This window comes from Clostridium sp. 1001275B_160808_H3, assembly GCF_015550425.1.
Classification (GTDB): Bacteria; Bacillota; Clostridia; order Clostridiales; family Clostridiaceae; genus Clostridium.
Window position 1 is genome coordinate 33,985 of record NZ_JADNAT010000004.1, and the last position, 18,052, is coordinate 52,036.

The window sequence follows — 18,052 nt, forward strand, 5'->3', positions numbered from 1 at the left end:
AATGGAAAAGAATTTGATTTGTATATGTTGTCCTATGGGATGTCATTTAAAGGTCAACATTGAAGAAAACAAAGTAAGTGGAAATGGATGCAAGAGAGGTATTGATTATGGGATTAGTGAAATAACAAATCCTGTTAGAGTAATAACTACAACTGTTAAGATAAAAGATGGTGAACTTCCAGTGCTTCCAGTAAAAACAAAGGGAGCTATTCCAAAAGAGCTTAACTTTAAATGTATGGAACAGCTTAAAAAACTTGAAGTAGTTGCGCCTGTTTCTGTAGGTGAAATAATTCTTAAAGATATATTAGGAACAGGAATTGATATTGTAAGTTGTAGAGATATAAAAAGCATTAAAGCTTAAATAATATTAAATTTAAAATAGAAGTATAAAGGAAGAAAAATGATTAAAGATGACTGGCTATTAATAGCCAGTCATCTTATTTAACATAAATATATGTACAAATTAAAATTTATCTGCCAATTTTATAATAGTTAATTACATATTAGTAATTAATGAAGTAGCTCGATTATTTTCATTTTCATTAAAGCTAATTGAATAGCTTCAAGTATTTCCTTTTTACTTATATTTTTTTCACTACCATAATGAGGCTGTAATCTTTGAATTAATACATCACTAGCACTATTTATAGCATCTAGTTCAATATTTTTTAGGTTACTATTATCGTATTTCAATACTGATTCAAGATTATCTAAAGAATTATAAAGTGCACTACCGTTCACGCCATTTCCTGAAAGTAATATTTCACCACTCTCTAACACATTTTGTAATGCATAGACATTAATAATTAGGTCTTCTACATTGCGGTTAAAATCTTCTTCTGTTGGGGAAGCTTCCGTAATTGCATAAATAGAGTTTTGTGTATTAATAGCTAACCATAGAACTCTATCAGCATAGGTATTTAATTTATTATTGTTTAACTGAAAATATTTATAAAGAGATAATGAAAAAAGGATTAATACCGTAGCACATATACTTATTATTATTTTTTTTCTCATGGAAAGCTCCTCCTAAAAAACTAGGTATTAGTAAATATAACTTCAATATTAATTTTTCCTAAGGGTATAACGAAACCTTATATCCTTTTAAGTCATTGATTTTACTTACTTAAAATTGATTTTGAATAGAATTGTATACGTAACATCTATAAATCTTTGCAATACATTACCTCAACAGCATCACAAAATTTTTTAGATTTATCTGTTAGAACAAATCCATGATTTTCATAAAATTTACGTGCTCTAATATTTTCTTTAAATACCCATAGCATAACTTTGCTAAATCCAGCATTTTTTATATCTCTTAAAATATAATCCATCATTACTGTTCCGTATCCTTTTCCCCAATTATCACATAAACTATGAATACAAATAATCTCTGAATATCCCTTCATTTCTTCATCCCTTGCTTTATCCCAATATGCAATACAATGAGGATTTTCATTAATGGACAATATGAATCCATTTCCAATATTTTTGCTAAGTAACATATTATATAACTCTATAGCTTCATTAATGTTAGTATATTTATCTAAATTTTCTTTAGACAAAATTTTGTTAAATGCATTTTTCCATGATTCTGTTTGAATGTAAGCCAATGTATTAGCATCACCAGCTTTTACTCTTCGTATATTAATAACGCTCATCATACTTACCATCCTTTTAATTTTATATTTTTATTATACATTAAATATGGTTATAATTACATGAAAATAAAAATATTAACATTATATCTTTAAATTCCTTCACAATAGTATGATAAATCAACACTTAATTAATACAGAGCCTAATTTTTTATTTGAAAAGAATAAAGTTTGCTAGAACCACGAATGATGGAAGTTAAAAATTGACAAACTTACGGACTAGAGATAAAATTATAATAACTTTTCAGATTATTTAGAAAAATACAATAAAAATAGGAGTTGAATATTTATGAAAGCAATTTTAACAGTAATAGGAAAAGATAAAGTAGGAATAGTTGCAGGCGTTAGTAACGAATTATTAAGATTAAACATAAACATCTTAGATGTTAATCAAACTATAATGGACAAATACTTTACAATGATAATGATGTTAGATTTAAAAGAATCTAATTCTACCTTTGATGATATTAAAAGTGCATTAGTAACAAAAGGCGAAGAACTTGGAGTAGAGGTTAAAATCCAAAGAGAAGAAATATTTAATTCAATGCACACTTTATAATTGGAGGTTAGAGATGAATAGTAATAATATATTAGAAACCATAAAGATGATAGAAGAAGAAAAACTTGATATAAGAACTATAACTATGGGTATTTCATTATTGGATTGTATAGATTCAGATGGAGATAAGGCAAGAGAAAAGATATATAATAAAATAGTTAGTAGTGCTAAGGACTTAGTAAAAGTAGGAAAAGAAATTGAAAATGAATTTGGGGTTCCAATAGTAAATAAAAGAGTAGCTGTAACTCCTATATCAATAATTGCTGGAGCTACAGATGAAACAGATTATGTTAAGTTTGCACAAACTTTAGATAAAGCAGCTGAAACTCTAGGTATAGATTTTATAGGTGGTTTTTCAGCTTTAGTACAAAAGGGATATACTAAAGGCGATAAAATACTAATAAATTCAATACCAGAAGCATTAGCTAAAACTAGCAAAGTATGTTCATCTGTAAATGTAGGTTCAACTAGAGCTGGAATAAATATGGATGCAGTTAGAGAAATGGGAGAAGTAATTAAAAAAACTGCTGAATATACAAAGGATACAAAGGGATTTGGTTGTGCTAAGCTAGTTGTGTTCTGTAATGCAGTTGAAGATAATCCTTTTATGGCAGGAGCCTTCCATGGAGTTGGAGAAGCTGATAAAGTTATAAGCGTTGGAGTTAGTGGACCTGGTGTTGTGCAAAGGGCATTAGAAAAAGTAAAAGGAGAATCTTTTGATGTAGTTGCAGAAACTATAAAGAAAACTGCATTTAAGATTACAAGAATGGGACAATTAGTTGCAAAAGAAGCCTCAGAAAGATTAGGTGTTCCATTTGGAATAGTAGATTTATCATTGGCTCCAACTCCAGCAGTAGGAGATTCTGTTGCACATATACTAGAAGAAATGGGACTTGAAGTAGTTGGAACTCATGGTACAACAGCAGCTCTTGCATTATTAAATGATGCTGTTAAAAAAGGTGGAGTTATGGCATGTAGTCATGTAGGAGGATTAAGTGGGGCATTTATACCAGTTTCAGAAGATGCAGGAATGATTGATGCTGTATTAAATGGTTCATTAAATTTAGAAAAACTAGAAGCTATGACTGCTATATGTTCAGTTGGATTAGATATGATTGCAGTTCCAGGAGATACCCCAGCAGAAACAATAGCAGCTATGATTGCAGATGAATCAGCAATAGGAATGATTAATAATAAAACTACAGCAGTAAGAGTTATACCAGCTCCTGGCTGTAAGGTAGGAGACTTAGTTGAGTTTGGAGGATTACTTGGAACAGCTCCAGTAATGCCTGTAAATAAATATTCATCTTCATTATTTATACAAAGAGGCGGAAGAATACCAGCACCAATCCATTCATTTAAGAATTAGTCATAAATTGTGAATATAAAGGCTACGATAACTAGATATGTTCCATAAGCTAATAGCTTACGCAAAGAAGTACTAGGCTCATTAATGATATCCATTAAATTGGAGATATTATATAAAAATCGGAAAGTTAATACATATCATTAAGTTTAATTCGCAATTTATAAATATCGTGTATAATATAATAGAGTAATCACAAGAGAGAAGGCAAAATAAAGTGCTTTCTCTTTTGTTATTTTAGGGGGAGAAATTATGAGATGTGTTGTAATACATGGAAGTCCAAGAAGGGGTAATACTTGGGATGTATTAAATATTGCAAAAGAGGAAATGAAAAAACATGGTGAAATTGAATTTGTAGATATTGAATTACGTAAAGAAAGCATACCTTATTGTAATGGATGTTTTTTATGCATTTATAAAGGTGAAGATAAATGCCCACACAATGAAAAGATAAGTTATATAGTTAATGAAATTGAAAATTCAGATGCTATTATAATCACTTCACCTGTTTATTCAATGCAAGTTAGTGGGCTTTTAAAAATATTTATAGACCATATGTCATATAATTTTCATAGGCCAAAATTTTTTACAAAAAAGGCATTAGTAATTACTACTACTGCAGGGGCAGGTCATACATCTTCAGCAAAGTATATTAGGGATGTCTTATATTATTGGGGATTTAATTTTGTGGAAATGATACCAATAGCATATAGAGCAACAGAATTAAATGATAAAAATGTGGAAAAAATAAAATGTATATCTAGTAAGTTTAGTGAAGATTTGATATCTAGAAAAATACACAAACCAAAAGTAAAATCTATATTTATGTATAATTTATGGAGAAAATCAGGAGAAACACCTTTTAAAGAAGGAGATGCAGATTATATATATTGGAAGAATTCAGGGCTTGCAAAATTTGTTTATCATCCTGATATTAAAATTGGAGTTTTAAAAAGAGCAATAGGGAATGCTACTTATAAATTAATGGGCGGCAAAGTAGAAAGTTAGTGTGATTATAAGATTAGACTTGGGGGATTAATAATGGACTTAATAAACTCTATATATTTAGAATGTAGTGACCAATGGTGGAAATCAGATAGATATTTCAAATTGGATATGAAAAAATATACTAATATCGAAAAGAAAAATAAAGAAAAGAACTTAGATAATTATATAGATTTAATAATTAAAAAAATAAGTGAATTTCCAAGTGAAGATAGTAAGAAGAAAGAGTGGCAAAAGGATTTTAATAAAATTATAGACGATTTTATAGAAAGTGAAGAAGAAACTTTTAAGCTCGGAATAATTAATAAAAATCTTAAGAATGACTTTTTTAATAGCACTAAAAGGTTTATAAAAGAAGCAAAACAATTTGATGATAATTTAAGTTATAGTGATATAGGGCAAGCTATGAGAAATGTCTGGATTATAAATATTCTTCAAGCAGCATTTGGAGAAAAAGTACAGTTGTCTAAGGCTATATTTGGATATAGTATGTTATATCCATATACAGATAATTATTTAGATAATACAAAGATAAATGATGCAGATAAGAAAATATTTAATAATAAATTGAAAAAGAGATTAAATGGAGAGAACATTGAGGGGAATGATTCGCATGAAGAAGATGTTTATAAATTAGTTAGTTATATCGAAGAAGACTTTAAAAGAAATGATTATAGTGAGTTATATAAATCTTTACTTTCCATTCATAAAGGTCAAATAAGAAGTTTAAAACAACAAGATATCGTTACTATTCCTTATGAAGAGGATATTTTAGGAATATCTATTGAAAAAGGTGGATCATCAGTACTAGTAGATGGATTTTTAACAAAGGGAAAGCTGAATAAAGATGAAATATCTTTTTGTATTTTTTATGGTTTCTTGCTTCAACTGGCAGATGATTTACAAGATATTAAATCTGATATAAATAATAATCATATAACTATAATGTCACAATTAGCTCCTAAATATAATTTAGATAAAATAGTAAACAAATTAATAAATTTTACAACTTTATTTTTGGAAAAAGACAGTTGTTTTAAAGGGAAAAATATACCTGAATTAAAAGAACTTATAAAAACAAATTGCATAATGCTTATATTGTTTTCAGTAGTATTAAGTAAGGAGTTTTTTTCAAGTGAATATATAAAAATAATAAATGAATATCTGCCCTTTTCTATAAAATATATTGAAAATATAAATTTTAAGATTAGAAAAAAAATTAGAAAAATAGAGTTTGAAGATGCAGTTAATTATATATTGGAAAATTAATAAAAATAACGGAGCTGTAACATAATTAAAAATGTAAAATGTAAAATTAAGGTGGTATTTCATACTGAGGTTTTGATTGAGTATAATAAATAGATAACTAATTCATAGTAATTGTTATCTATATAATGCAAAGGGGTATGTAAATGAAAAATTTTATTAAAATAATTTTACTTATGGGTATATCATTACTTTTGCTAATAGGATGTAATTCTAAAGAACAAGAAAAAACTATAGATAATTTCATTAACAAGTTACTATCTGTAAAGACATATGAAGGTATTACATTTGGGGAGGATTTGGATAAATACGCAGAGGAGTCAAAAGCAAATTTTGGGGAATACTTTACAGAAAACGGATTTGACACTTTAATGACTAATAGAATTCTTCATTTTTATTATACTGTTATAAATGAGAATAATGTAAAGGATATAACAGATATTAAAATAGTAAAAACTAAAGAATCAGAAAATGATACTTATACAAATTATGAATTTATACATTATGAATATGAAGTGTCTTATAAATTAAAAACAGATGATAAGTCAATAGATATGACAGATTATATGGTTTTTAAAGTGATGAAAGATAATACTTCTATTATTGATGAGGTGTCTATATTAAAAGAAAAAAGTAGCATTTTCACTGAATATTTAAGTGATTAAAATTACCGAGTAAGTTAATTTTAACATTATAAATAGAATAATATTTATAAATTATATATTAAGGTAGTTCAAAATGAACTACCTTAAATTTATGTCATAAATTAATAAATTAGTATAACATAGTTTAAGATAATATAAATTTAAAAGTATTTCAGTATGAAATACAACATTCATTTTAAATTTTTAAATTCTAAATTAAACATGCCCCGTTATTTTAATTCTTTATCAGATGATGGTAAAGAAATATAGTTTTTAACTGTTTCTAGAACAGAATCTTCTCCAACATAAACTATTATATCTTGTGAATGTATTTTGAAGTACGGGCCAGGTGATAAGAATAAATCGCCATCTCTCTTAACAGCAATTATAGTAGCTTTTGTATTATGCCAAAAGTTAAGTTCACCAATACTTTTATCTACAGCAATACTATTTTCTTCTACTATACTTTCAAAAGGGATAATAGAACCAACATTTCTTAGCTGAGTAGCAAATTCAATTATTGCATTAATATTTTTTTCAAGCTTATTATCGATATCTTTTCTTTTCTTTATTAAATCAAAAGTGTCGCTATTTAAATGAGTAAAATCTGATTTTGTTTTGAATTTATTTAAAAATTCTTTTGCATAAGTTTTATTATTTATTATGATTCCACTTTTTTCATTAATAGTAACAACATTCATATCTTTTAATAATGCTAAGGATCTTCTAATAGTTTCAGGAGATACATTATATATACTAACTAAAGTAGTTCTTCCTGTTATTTTACTTCCTTCTAAAAATTCATTATTTATTATTCTATGAGCTATATCAATAGCTATTTTTATATAATTAGGGGTTTTTGTTTGCTTAGACAATATTAACATCTCCTTTACGTTAAGATTCTAACATACAATATTGGAAAGTAAAATACCTATTGAAATATATAATCTATAAATGAGGTAATATAAGGAATAAATGTATTGTTTGAAGTAAATAATTGGAATATAAGAAGGTTATATATTAATGTTAACTAATAATTTTTAATTGTTTAGTTATGTGCTTTATAATTGAATTTAGATTTTAATTAGCCTATAATTAAGGCATTAGTTGAATTTAGAGGTAATGATATGAATAATAATTTGAAATTAGAACAAGAAATATTAAAGGAAAAAAGGAAAAAGATAGATAATGAACTTTTAGAGAAGAAAAAGAGCTATGAAGTTATAGAAGGCAAGTTAAAAGCTTTAACAAAAGAATCAAAGGGAAATTATAACGAAGAAAAAGAAACAACAGAAAAAATATATTCTGTATTAAAAAAAGATATAAAGAATTATGAGGAGGCTATTAAGGTTCCTTATTTTGGTAGGGTTGATTTTAGGGAACTGAGAGGCCAAGACGAAAGTATATATATAGGCAAACAATCAGTTAGTTCAACTATAGATGGAGAAGAAATAGTAGTAGATTGGAGAACTCCAGTAGCTGATTTATATTATAGTGGAACTGGAGGATATGCATATTATAAATCTCCACTAGGAATAATAGAAGGAAACCTATCTCTAAAAAGAAAATTTTTATTTAAGGAAGATTCTTTAAATGAAATATTTGATGAGGGGATAAACGAAATTATAGTAAAAACAGGCGATGAAGGAAATGACTTAGTTGATGAATTTTTAAAAATAAATCTTGAGGAAAGTAGAGGAAAAAAATTAAAAGAAGTAGTAGCAACTATCCAAAAGGAACAAAATGATATTATAAGATGGCCTAAGAATTTACCTATTATAGTTCAAGGTTCAGCTGGTTCTGGGAAAACTACTATAGCCTTACATAGACTTGCCTATTTGATTTATAGATATTCAGAAACTATGAAAGGAAAAGATATTTTAGTTTTAGCTCCTAATAAGTTGTTTTTGGATTATATCTCAGATATATTACCTAATTTAGGTGTTGATGAAGTTAATCAAACTACTTTTCAGGATTTAGTACTTAAGCATCTGAAAATTAGAAGTAAGGTAAAGGGAAAAGATGAAAAACTTAAGGAGTTAATTGAATCTGACGATGCAGAAAAATGCAAATTAATAATAAATTCATCTAAAATAAAAGGAACATTAGCATTTAAATCTATTATTGATAGATACATTGCATTATTAGAAAGTGACTCTGTTGATATAACAGATATAATGATTGGAGATTATTTATTATTCAATAAAAGAGAAATAATGAGGCTTTATCTTAAAGACTTAAAGAATTTTCCAATAAATAAAAGAAAAGATGAAATAAAAAGATATTTAGGATTAAAGCTTAAAGAGAGAATAGAAGTCCTTTGTCTGCAAGTAGATTTAGAATGGGATATAAAGATTAAAGAAATAAAAATTAAACAAGAAGATTGTGAAGATAGAAGAAAGCAGTTAATACAAACTTATTCAGAAAGAGATGAAATAAAAAATAATATAAAAAATAACTCGAAAAAAGAAATGAATGAGTATTTTAAAAGCTGGAGAGGAATAACTTCTAAGGACATATATGTGGATTTATTTAAAAATGAAGATTTTTTTGAACTTGCTACTTTAAATAAAATACCAAAAGAATTATCACAATTCATGAAGGAAGAAATTATTTCAAACTATAACAAAGGAATTATAGATGAAGATGATTTAGCACCACTTTTATATATTAATATTCTTTTAGAAGGTGTTGAAGAAAAAGAAAAATACTCTCATATAGTGGTGGATGAAGCACAAGATTATAATCCATTCCAAATTTATTTAGTAAATAGATTAACAAGAGGAAATTCTCTTACTTTAGTTGGAGACATTGCTCAAGGAATATATTATTATAAAGGGATAAAGAATTGGAGTGATATAGTAGATAAGGTCTTTGATGGAAAGGCAACTTATATGCAGCTTACTCAAAGCTATAGATCTACAGTTGAGATTATAGATTTTGCTAATGGTGCGCTAGATGCACAAGAGTTAGACTTAAAAAGAGCAAAACCTGTATTAAGACATGGAGAATTACCTAAAATAATAAAATGTAATAATAGCAAAGATGCAGTAAAAAATATAAATGATATAATTACTGAAGTTATGGATAAAGGGAAAAGTAGTATTGCAATAATAACTAAAGGTATAGAAGAAGGAAAAACTTTAGAAAAGCTTATAAAAAAGAATTCGCAATTTAAAGCAACATTAATAAAAGGGAATGAAAAAGAGCATAATGATGATATATTGATAATACCATCCTATTTAACAAAGGGATTAGAATTCGATGCAACAATTATTTATAATCCGAGTAAGTCTAATTTTAAAAATAATTTATTAGATCAAAGGCTTTTATATGTATCATTAACAAGGGCTTTGCACTATGAATATATAATAGAAGTTGATAATATAACAGATATGATAAAAATATAAAAGTTATAGAAAAATTAAATAAAAAGTTATAGAAGAATTAAAATATAGATGATAAATACACAAAAAAAGTCGAATTGCATAATTGTTTGACAAAAGTATTTATGGTAAAATATTACTAAAATATATATAGTAAAAGATTAAAGTTGGAGGTAGGGATATGTTACAGGAAGAGCTAAAGAATAATATATATTGGGTAGGGGTTAAAGACCCGGATTTAAAAATATTTGATATAATAATGGAAACTAAAAAAGGAACAACCTATAACTCTTACGTAATAAATGACGAAAAAGTAGCTGTAGTAGATACTGTTAAAACTGGATTTTATGATGAGTTTAAAAATAATTTAAAAGAAGTAATTGGTGATAGGAAAGTAGACTATGTTATAGTTCAGCATACTGAATTAGATCATAGTGGATCATTAATAAAATTAATTGAAGATTATCCTGAAATAAAAGTAGTAGCATCTAAAGCTGCATTAAATTATTTAAAGAATATATTAAATAGAGATTTTAATGCCGTAGAAGCTAAAGAAGAGATTTCACTTGGAGAAACAAGTCTTAAATTTATAAGCGCACCTAATTTACACTGGCCAGATACTATTTTCACATATGTAAAAGAAAGAAATTTACTATTTACATGTGATTTTACTGGTTCTCATTATTGTCCAGAAGGCGGAATTACAGAAAGTTTGAACCAAGATTATTTTGTAGAAATGGAATACTACTTTAATTGCATAATGGGACCATTTAAAAAGTTTGTACTAATGGGTTTAGAGAAGATAAAAGACTTAAATATAGAATGTATTGCACCTAGTCATGGACCAGTTCATGTTGCTAATATAGATAAGATTTTAAATCTTTATAAAGAATGGGCAACAGAAGCAGAAGTAGATAAAAATAAGGTAGAAATATTTTACATTTCTGCATATGGAAATACAGAAAATATGGCTAACTTTATGAAGGAAATGCTAGAAGAAAAGGGATTTAATGCAGATGTAACAGAAATAACAACTATTCCTTTAGAAGAAAGTATAGCAAAAATAGAAAGAGCAAGAGGATTTATGGTTGGATCTCCAACAATAAATCAAGATGCAGTTAAACCATCTTGGGATTTATTATCATTAGTTAATCCTATAATAAATAGAGGAAAACCTGCATTAGCATTTGGTTCTTATGGATGGAGTGGAGAAGGAGTAAGAATGCTAACATCAAGACTTAAAGATTTAAAGCTTAAAGTAGTTGAGCCAGGATTATCATTCTGTTTTGTGCCTTCAGATCAAGATTATAAGAATGCAGAAGAAATGGTAAATAAGTTTATAGAACTGATGTAGTTAAAAAACACTAGTAAAAGAAAGATCTGTGAATAAAAAAACACAGGTCTTTTATTATTTTACAACAAAATATTAACTAAAAATATATAATTATGAAAAAGAAAGTATTAGTCATAATAAACTTTCATATATATTTAATATGATATAGATAAAAATAATTAAATTTTAAAAATTATTCCCTAAAAAAGCATCTTAGGAATATCTATATAGTAAATACTAAAAAAGGGGGGAAACTGCTTCTTAATAATTGCTAAAGCAATTTTAAAGTGGAAAATATATGAGAAAAGAGTTAACTTCACAAGAAGTAAAATTTAATTTTAAATTCAAAGAAAGTGATTTGAAAGGCAGTGTAACAAAAATTCCTGAAATAGATAGTGAGTATGAAAAGATTGGAAGAGCTCTTAATATAAATAAAGAAGGCTATAATCTTTATTTAATTGATTCATTTTCTAAGGAAAAACTAAAGAAACTGCAAGGTTATATAGAGGAGCAGTATAAATATCTGGAACCTCCAAAAGACATTTGCTATGTTTCATTAGAGGATGATAAAAAGCCAGAAGTATTATTTGTTAGTAATGGTAATGGTAAAAAGTTGAAGGACGCAGTTGAAGAAATAAGAAATAATTATATAGAAATAGTAGAGGAGTTCTATAATACTTCATCTGAAGATGAAAAGGATGAGCTTATAGAAGAAATACAAAGTAAGAGAAATGATTATATAAGTGAATTGATGGAGATGGCAAAAAAAGAAGATTTTGAAGTGAAAGTCACTAATAAGGGTTTTGCTTTTATTCCATTAATAAATGGCAAGGTAATTAGCGAAAGTGAATATGATAAATTAGAAAAAAATAAGAAAGAAGCTATTGTAGCAAAAGCATCTATTTTAAAGAAAAAAGCAGAAGTAGTTTTAGGAAAATTAAAAGATATAGAAACTAAATCAATAAAAAAGTTAAAGGAAATATATAGTGATTTCTTAGCCAAGGAAATGGAAGGATATAAGGACGAGGTTTTACTTGAATTTATAGATGATGATGCAGCTTATGAATATTTAGAAAGATTATTTATATCAATTGAAAAGGAAATTATAAATTGCTATACAATGGATATTGATGAAGATGAAGAACAACTTTATCAAGTTATAAATAAGTATGATATGCATTTACTTGTTGACAATAGTTCAAGGTCTACACCACCTGTTATTTATGAAGAAGATCCAAATATAAACAATTTAATGGGTTTTATAGAGTATGAGAATCATAATGGTGTATATACGACAGATATATCCTTAATAAATCCAGGAACTTTACTAAAAGCAAATGGTGGATGTTTAATTGTTAGAATGAGCTCACTAGCTACTAATTCATATTCTTACTACCATTTGAAGAAGGCTCTTATAACTAATAAAATAACATATGATAATTCAAAATCATATGTAGAAGTAATATCAATAAGTGGATTAAAGCCACAACCAATACCTATAAATGTAAAAGTGATTTTAATAGGTGATCAAGAAACTTATGATACACTGTATAGCTTAGATGAAGATTTTAGAAAGTTATTCCCTTTAAGGGCTGAATTTAATCCTATTGTAGAGGCAAATGATAATGTTACATCTTATATAAATAAATCTATAAAAAATAAAGTAAAGCAAAATAATCTTATGCCTATTACAGAAGATGGAATAAATGAAATAATCAAATATCTATCAAGAACTGCTAATAGTAAGACTAAAGTAAATATAGATACTACTGAAATAGAAAAATTAATGATTTTAGCAAATGATAATGCAAAAAAGAGAAAGTCATTAATGATAGAATCTAAAGATATAGTAGATATTGCATATGCTAAAGAAAGAATAGAAGATGAATATGATAAAATGTATAAAGAAAACAAAATTTTAATATCTGTTATAGGAAAAAGAGTAGGAGTTATAAATGCACTAGCTGTTTTGGATACTGGATATCATTCTTTTGGAAAGCCTATGAGGATAACATGTGTATCTCACAAAGGATCAGGAAGAATAATAGATATTCATAAAGAAAGTAGATTAAGCGGAAAAATACATGAAAAATCAATAAATATATTAAAAGGATTACTAAATAATATAATTAATCCATATGAAGAAATTCCAGTAGATTTTTATTTAAGTTTTGAGCAAATTTATGGTTTACTTGATGGAGATAGTGCATCAGTAGCAGAGATTATATGTATTTTATCTTCATTAAGTAAAAGACCTATAAAGCAAACAATTGCAGTAACTGGCTCTATAAATCAATTAGGGGAGGTACAAGCAATTGGAGGTGTTAATGAAAAAATTGAAGGTTTCTATAGGGTATGTGACTTTTTAGATACAGTTAAAAATAAAGGAGTTTTAATTCCTTCTTCAAATAAGGATGAATTAATATTAATACCAGAAATTGAGAAGTCTATAGAAAATGGGGATTTCCATATATATACTATGGATAATCTAGATGATGCAATAGAAACTTTAATATTAGAAGAAGGTGAATCATTAGAAGATTTTTATACAAGCTTACGATCAGAAATAAAAAAATATAAAAAAGTTAAAAAAGAAAAACAAGAATAGTAATATAACTAAAAGACATAGTCTTAGAAATTTATTTTAATGTAGAATTTAGTTTATTCAATTTCAAGTAATCTTGACTACTTTTACAAAGTTAATCTCTTATTTTTATAAAGGGGGTCGCGTTTCGCGACCCCCTTTTAGGCTTACACATTAATTTTTTCTTCTAAAGGGTATAACGAAACGTTATATCCTCTTAAGCTATTGATTTTACTTACTTAAGATAGGTTTTAAATAGAATTTTTTTATCTACTATTTAAATATGCATAAAACTAAGTATTTTTAATTTTTAATAAAAATTTATAACATATATTACATAAATTTATATTGAGTAATAAATTAAATATTAAAATTTCTATTAATTTAAATATAATAAGATAAAAAAGTTATTATTTTATTTGACTATGAATAAAATAGTATGTTAAAATTATGGAAAAAGAAGGAAAATAATTTTTAAATAACTATTGAGGAGGTGGGTGGTGCTGGTCGCACAATTAAATGGCTTTCTGCGGCAGCCCCAGTTTGTATGTATCTAAAATTCGATAAAAATGAAGACAAACTAGTTGTTAGCTTAATGGGTGAGTTAGATCATCATAGTGCTGAAGAGGTAAGAGTTAAAATAGATGATAGGATAGATAGAGATAACATAAAAAAAGTTATATTAAACTTTAATGGAGTAACATTTATGGATAGCTCTGGAATTGGTGTAGTTATAGGTAGATATAAGAAAATGCAAAATAGAGATGGGAAACTTTGTGTAGCAGAAATAAATAAAACTGTTAATAAAGTTTTTGAAATATCAGGTATGTATAAAATTATTGATGTATATAGCAATATAGATGAAGCTGTAGTCAATATTTAATGGAGGGGTTTAAAATGGTAGATAATAAAGTAAGTATAGAATTAATGAGTAAATCCCAAAACGAAGGGTTTGCAAGGGTTGCAGTTGCTGCATTTGTTTCCCAATTAGACCCAACAGTAGAAGAACTAACAGATGTAAAGACAGCGGTATCAGAAGCCGTAACAAATTCTATAATACATGGTTATGAAAACAAAAAAGAGGGTATAATCAAAATAGAAGCTACTATAAGTGGGGATGAAATAACTATAAGTATTGAAGATTTTGGCAGAGGAATTACAAATGTTGAGCAAGCAATGGAACCACTATATACTTCAAAGCCAGAGCTAGAAAGATCCGGAATGGGATTTACAGTTATGGAAACATTTATGGATAGCTTAGAAGTAAAGAGCGAAGAAGGTAAAGGAACTAAAGTTGTAATGAAGAAGAAATTCAACACAGTAAGTTAGGTGAAGTATATGGAAAATGGAAGTGTAAGAAAAGAGGCGTATAATTATGAAGAAAACTCACAATTAATACCTCTAGCAAAAGCAGGTAATCAAGATGCCATGAATAAAGTCATTGAGATGAATTTACCTCTTGTATCATCCATTAGTAAAAAATTCCTTAATAGAGGGTATGATTACGAAGACATATTTCAAATAGGTTCCATAGGGTTAGTTAAAGCTATAAATAATTTCGATGATAAATTTAATGTTAAGTTTTCTACCTATGCAGTTCCTATGATAATAGGGGAAATAAAGAGGTTTATTAGAGATGACGGAATAATAAAGGTAAGTAGAAATGTAAAAAGTTTAGCTAGGAAGTTACATTTTGACAAAGAACAACTAACTAAAAAATTAGATAGGGAACCAACTATTGAAGAGCTATCTGAGTTTTCAGGCGTAGACAAAGAAGAAATACTGTTTGCTATAGAATCTGCTGCTAGTATGCAATATCTATATGATACTATTCATCAAGATGATGGAGCCCCTGTTTTACTTATAGACAAACTAAGTGAAAAAGGTGAAGACGATAGTGATATGATAAATAAAATTGCATTAAAAGAAGCACTAAGAAGCCTCGATAGTAAGTCAAGACAAATAATAATGCTTAGATACTTTAAGGATAAAACACAAGTTCAAGTTGCTAAGATGCTAGGTATAAGTCAGGTGCAAGTATCTAGAATTGAAAAGAAAGTATTAGTATTAATGAAACAAAAACTACAAGAATAAAGAAAAAATATTAAATTACAAATGATAACAAAGGGAAAGAAAAAAATGAATAAGTTATAATAAAAATCTTTTGAAATTATATCAAAAGATTTTTTTTTTGTTGAAAAAATTTTGAAGTATATTCCAGTGTTATATTTATTATAATTGGGATAATAAAATTATACATATTTAGAAAGGAGTAATATTATGGCTAAAAAAAAGACACCAAGTGAACAACAAATATTAAATAAATTTCAAACTATTACAGATCAGACAAATCCAAAGCCTAAAATAGTTAGAAATTGTGCAAGGGCTTTTTTAGTTGGAGGGGCAATTTGTACATTAGGTCAAATTTTTCAAACACTTCTAGTTAAATATGGATTTCAAGAAGAAGAGGTTAAAATGTTGTTACCAATAATTATGGTATTTTTAGGAGCTCTTTTAACTGGAGTAGGAATATACGATAAAATAGCATCTTTCGGAGGCGCTGGAACGGTAGTTCCGATAACAGGTTTTTCAAATGCTGTTGTTGCTCCAGCCATAGAATTTAAAAAAGAAGGTTTCGTGTTTGGAGTAGCAGCTAAAATGTTTACCATAGCAGGACCAGTATTAGTATATGGTATAGGAAGCTCCGTAATAATAGGTATTATTTATTATTTTATACAAGTATTAAAATAAAAAGGAGGAAGGAATAATATGAATACTAATAATTTAAATGTAAAAAAAGTTGGAAAGCAAACTGTAAAACTTCAAAATCCTCCTAAAATAATAGCAACATATTCTATTGTTGGACCAAAAGAGGGTGAAGGACCATTAAAGGAATATTTTGATGAAATATTAAATGATGATATGTTTGGAAAAGAAAGCTATGAAAAAGCTGAGAGCGAAATGATGTATACAGCAATAACAAGTGCAATAAATCGCGCTGGATTAAAAGAAGAGGATATAGATTATTTATTTGCTGGAGATTTATTAAATCAAATAACATCTTCATCTTTTGCAGCTAGAAAATTAAATATACCGTTCTTTGGATTATATGGAGCTTGCTCCACTATGTCAGAATCATTAAGTGTGGCTTCTATGATGATAGATGGAGGATTTGCTAATTATGTTGTTGCCTCTACTTCATCACATTTTAGTTCAGCAGAAAGGCAATTTAGATTTCCTTTGGAATATGGGTCACAAAGAAGTCCATTGGCTCAATGGACTGTAACTGGTTCAGGAGCTATGGTTCTTGGAAAAGAGGGTAACTTTCCAGAAGTTACTTATATAACAACAGGAGTTGTAAAAGATTATGGAATAAAAGACCCAAATAACATGGGTGCAGCTATGGCACCAGCAGCAGTAGATACCTTAGCAAGGCATTTCAAGGATACAGGTAGAGACCCTAAGTTTTATGATGTAATTGCAACAGGGGATTTGGGTAAAGTAGGTAAAGAAATAACATGTAAATTACTATTAGAATATGGATATGATATAAGAGAAAATTACTTTGATTGTGGAGATATGATATTTGATGATGTAGTTCAAAATACAGACTCAGGAGGAAGTGGGTGTGGGTGCTCAGCTGTGGTAGCATCAGGATGCTTCTACAAAAAATTAATGAGAAAAGAAATAAAAAATCTTTTATTAATTTCTACAGGAGCTCTTATGAGTACAACCTCATCTTTACAAGGTGAAAGTATTCCGGGCATAGCACATGCTGTAGCAATAGAATTTAAAGAAAAGTAGAAAGGGGAGACTAGTATGGAATATTTAAGTGCCTTTATAGTAGGTGGAATAATATGTGTAATAGGACAAATTCTTATGGACACTACTAAATTGACACCAGCAAGAATTCTAGTAATCTTTGTAACATTAGGGGTAATATTAGGTGCCTTTGGAATATATGATAAATTAGTTGAAATAGGTGGAGCGGGTGCAACAGTTCCTTTACCTGGGTTTGGAAATTCTCTTGCTAAAGGTGCAATAAAAGCTGTTGAAGAAAAAGGATTAATAGGTGCTTTTACAGGTGGGATAACAGGAACAGCTGCAGGAATAACAGCTGCAATTTTCTTTGGATACATAATGGCGTTAATATTTAATCCTAAAACAAAATCTTAATAGATTATAGTAAATATTAGAAATTAATACTTTAAAAAAATGGCCTAACAACTTATACTATAAGTGTTAGGT

The 18,052-nt window shown here is 27.5% G+C and carries 18 protein-coding genes; 15 read left to right on the forward strand and 3 right to left on the reverse strand.

The annotated features are described in order from the left end of the window. Position 1: 1 nt before the first annotated feature. Entirely contained in the window at positions 2 to 361 is a 360-nt protein-coding gene (locus I2A75_RS04235; protein WP_195263234.1) for a DUF1667 domain-containing protein, read from the forward strand. A 149-nt stretch (positions 362 to 510) separates the two neighbouring features. On the opposite strand, the gene I2A75_RS04240 is transcribed toward I2A75_RS04235, so the two are convergent. After that, entirely contained in the window at positions 511 to 1,017 is a 507-nt protein-coding gene (locus I2A75_RS04240) for a hypothetical protein (protein ID WP_195263235.1), read from the reverse strand. A 146-nt stretch (positions 1,018 to 1,163) separates the two neighbouring features. Beyond that, complete coding sequence (locus tag I2A75_RS04245) at positions 1,164 to 1,667, reverse strand: GNAT family N-acetyltransferase (protein ID WP_243242004.1); 504 nt, start codon at positions 1,665 to 1,667, stop codon at positions 1,164 to 1,166. Between the two features lie 283 nt (positions 1,668 to 1,950). Here I2A75_RS04245 and I2A75_RS04250 point away from each other — a divergent pair, with 283 nt between their 5' ends. The 5 genes from I2A75_RS04250 (at position 1,951) to I2A75_RS04270 (ending at position 6,522) form a co-directional block, all read left to right on the forward strand. Next, positions 1,951 to 2,220, forward strand: a complete 270-nt coding sequence (locus tag I2A75_RS04250; protein WP_195263236.1) for an ACT domain-containing protein — start codon at positions 1,951 to 1,953, stop codon at positions 2,218 to 2,220. Between the two features lie 13 nt (positions 2,221 to 2,233). Then, positions 2,234 to 3,589, forward strand: coding sequence for a PFL family protein (locus I2A75_RS04255; protein ID WP_195263237.1), 1,356 nt, complete (start codon positions 2,234 to 2,236; stop codon positions 3,587 to 3,589). Positions 3,590 to 3,838: 249 nt separating this feature from the next. Further along, entirely contained in the window at positions 3,839 to 4,594 is a 756-nt protein-coding gene (locus I2A75_RS04260; protein WP_195263238.1) for an NAD(P)H-dependent oxidoreductase, read from the forward strand. Between the two features lie 33 nt (positions 4,595 to 4,627). Next, entirely contained in the window at positions 4,628 to 5,860 is a 1,233-nt protein-coding gene (locus I2A75_RS04265) for a hypothetical protein (RefSeq protein ID WP_195263239.1), read from the forward strand. Positions 5,861 to 6,003: 143 nt separating this feature from the next. Beyond that, entirely contained in the window at positions 6,004 to 6,522 is a 519-nt protein-coding gene (locus tag I2A75_RS04270) for a hypothetical protein (RefSeq protein WP_195263240.1), read from the forward strand. A gap of 209 nt (positions 6,523 to 6,731) precedes the next feature. Here the strand turns inward: I2A75_RS04270 and I2A75_RS04275 are convergent, their stop codons facing one another. Continuing rightward, entirely contained in the window at positions 6,732 to 7,376 is a 645-nt protein-coding gene (locus I2A75_RS04275) for a TrkA C-terminal domain-containing protein (RefSeq protein WP_195263241.1), read from the reverse strand. A gap of 252 nt (positions 7,377 to 7,628) precedes the next feature. Here I2A75_RS04275 and helD point away from each other — a divergent pair, with 252 nt between their 5' ends. From helD to spoVAE, 9 genes are all read left to right on the forward strand, one after another. Continuing rightward, positions 7,629 to 9,911, forward strand: coding sequence for an RNA polymerase recycling motor HelD (helD, locus tag I2A75_RS04280; RefSeq protein WP_195263242.1), 2,283 nt, complete (start codon positions 7,629 to 7,631; stop codon positions 9,909 to 9,911). 157 nt (positions 9,912 to 10,068) lie between these two features. Continuing rightward, complete coding sequence (locus I2A75_RS04285) at positions 10,069 to 11,241, forward strand: FprA family A-type flavoprotein (protein WP_195263243.1); 1,173 nt, start codon at positions 10,069 to 10,071, stop codon at positions 11,239 to 11,241. Between the two features lie 277 nt (positions 11,242 to 11,518). Then, positions 11,519 to 13,828: an AAA family ATPase gene (locus tag I2A75_RS04290; RefSeq protein WP_195263244.1), complete on the forward strand. Its 2,310-nt coding sequence runs from the start codon at positions 11,519 to 11,521 to the stop codon at positions 13,826 to 13,828. A gap of 523 nt (positions 13,829 to 14,351) precedes the next feature. Beyond that, a complete protein-coding gene (gene spoIIAA / locus I2A75_RS04295; protein WP_195263380.1) occupies positions 14,352 to 14,687 on the forward strand; it encodes an anti-sigma F factor antagonist in 336 nt (111 codons plus the stop codon). Positions 14,688 to 14,701: 14 nt separating this feature from the next. Next, positions 14,702 to 15,133 (forward strand): anti-sigma F factor, encoded by a 432-nt coding sequence (gene spoIIAB, locus I2A75_RS04300; RefSeq protein ID WP_195263245.1) that lies wholly within the window; start codon positions 14,702 to 14,704, stop codon positions 15,131 to 15,133. A 9-nt stretch (positions 15,134 to 15,142) separates the two neighbouring features. Then, positions 15,143 to 15,898, forward strand: coding sequence for an RNA polymerase sporulation sigma factor SigF (gene sigF, locus I2A75_RS04305; RefSeq protein WP_195263246.1), 756 nt, complete (start codon positions 15,143 to 15,145; stop codon positions 15,896 to 15,898). A 186-nt stretch (positions 15,899 to 16,084) separates the two neighbouring features. Next, positions 16,085 to 16,555, forward strand: coding sequence for a stage V sporulation protein AC (spoVAC, locus tag I2A75_RS04310; protein ID WP_195263247.1), 471 nt, complete (start codon positions 16,085 to 16,087; stop codon positions 16,553 to 16,555). An 18-nt stretch (positions 16,556 to 16,573) separates the two neighbouring features. Next, the gene (spoVAD, locus tag I2A75_RS04315; protein WP_195263248.1) at positions 16,574 to 17,608 is read left to right on the forward strand and encodes a stage V sporulation protein AD; all 1,035 of its coding nucleotides are present in this window, start codon (positions 16,574 to 16,576) and stop codon (positions 17,606 to 17,608) included. 15 nt (positions 17,609 to 17,623) lie between these two features. After that, positions 17,624 to 17,980: a stage V sporulation protein AE gene (gene spoVAE, locus I2A75_RS04320; RefSeq protein WP_195263249.1), complete on the forward strand. Its 357-nt coding sequence runs from the start codon at positions 17,624 to 17,626 to the stop codon at positions 17,978 to 17,980. The last annotated feature ends 72 nt before the right edge of the window (positions 17,981 to 18,052 follow it).

Bases quoted from the DNA above. Each gene is read 5' to 3' on its own strand.
- I2A75_RS04245 (WP_243242004.1), bottom strand. From the start codon at position 1,667: ATGATGAGCGTTATTAATATACGAAGAGTAAAAGCTGGTGATGCTAAT.
- spoIIAA (WP_195263380.1), top strand. From the start codon at position 14,352: ATGTATCTAAAATTCGATAAAAATGAAGACAAACTAGTTGTTAGCTTA.
- helD (WP_195263242.1), top strand. From the start codon at position 7,629: ATGAATAATAATTTGAAATTAGAACAAGAAATATTAAAGGAAAAAAGG.
- spoVAC (WP_195263247.1), top strand. From the start codon at position 16,085: ATGGCTAAAAAAAAGACACCAAGTGAACAACAAATATTAAATAAATTT.
- I2A75_RS04255 (WP_195263237.1), top strand. From the start codon at position 2,234: ATGAATAGTAATAATATATTAGAAACCATAAAGATGATAGAAGAAGAA.
- I2A75_RS04235 (WP_195263234.1), top strand. From the start codon at position 2: ATGGAAAAGAATTTGATTTGTATATGTTGTCCTATGGGATGTCATTTA.
- sigF (WP_195263246.1), top strand. From the start codon at position 15,143: ATGGAAAATGGAAGTGTAAGAAAAGAGGCGTATAATTATGAAGAAAAC.
- I2A75_RS04265 (WP_195263239.1), top strand. From the start codon at position 4,628: ATGGACTTAATAAACTCTATATATTTAGAATGTAGTGACCAATGGTGG.
- I2A75_RS04250 (WP_195263236.1), top strand. From the start codon at position 1,951: ATGAAAGCAATTTTAACAGTAATAGGAAAAGATAAAGTAGGAATAGTT.
- I2A75_RS04240 (WP_195263235.1), bottom strand. From the start codon at position 1,017: ATGAGAAAAAAAATAATAATAAGTATATGTGCTACGGTATTAATCCTT.
- I2A75_RS04260 (WP_195263238.1), top strand. From the start codon at position 3,839: ATGAGATGTGTTGTAATACATGGAAGTCCAAGAAGGGGTAATACTTGG.
- spoIIAB (WP_195263245.1), top strand. From the start codon at position 14,702: ATGGTAGATAATAAAGTAAGTATAGAATTAATGAGTAAATCCCAAAAC.
- I2A75_RS04270 (WP_195263240.1), top strand. From the start codon at position 6,004: ATGAAAAATTTTATTAAAATAATTTTACTTATGGGTATATCATTACTT.
- I2A75_RS04290 (WP_195263244.1), top strand. From the start codon at position 11,519: ATGAGAAAAGAGTTAACTTCACAAGAAGTAAAATTTAATTTTAAATTC.
- spoVAE (WP_195263249.1), top strand. From the start codon at position 17,624: ATGGAATATTTAAGTGCCTTTATAGTAGGTGGAATAATATGTGTAATA.
- I2A75_RS04285 (WP_195263243.1), top strand. From the start codon at position 10,069: ATGTTACAGGAAGAGCTAAAGAATAATATATATTGGGTAGGGGTTAAA.
- spoVAD (WP_195263248.1), top strand. From the start codon at position 16,574: ATGAATACTAATAATTTAAATGTAAAAAAAGTTGGAAAGCAAACTGTA.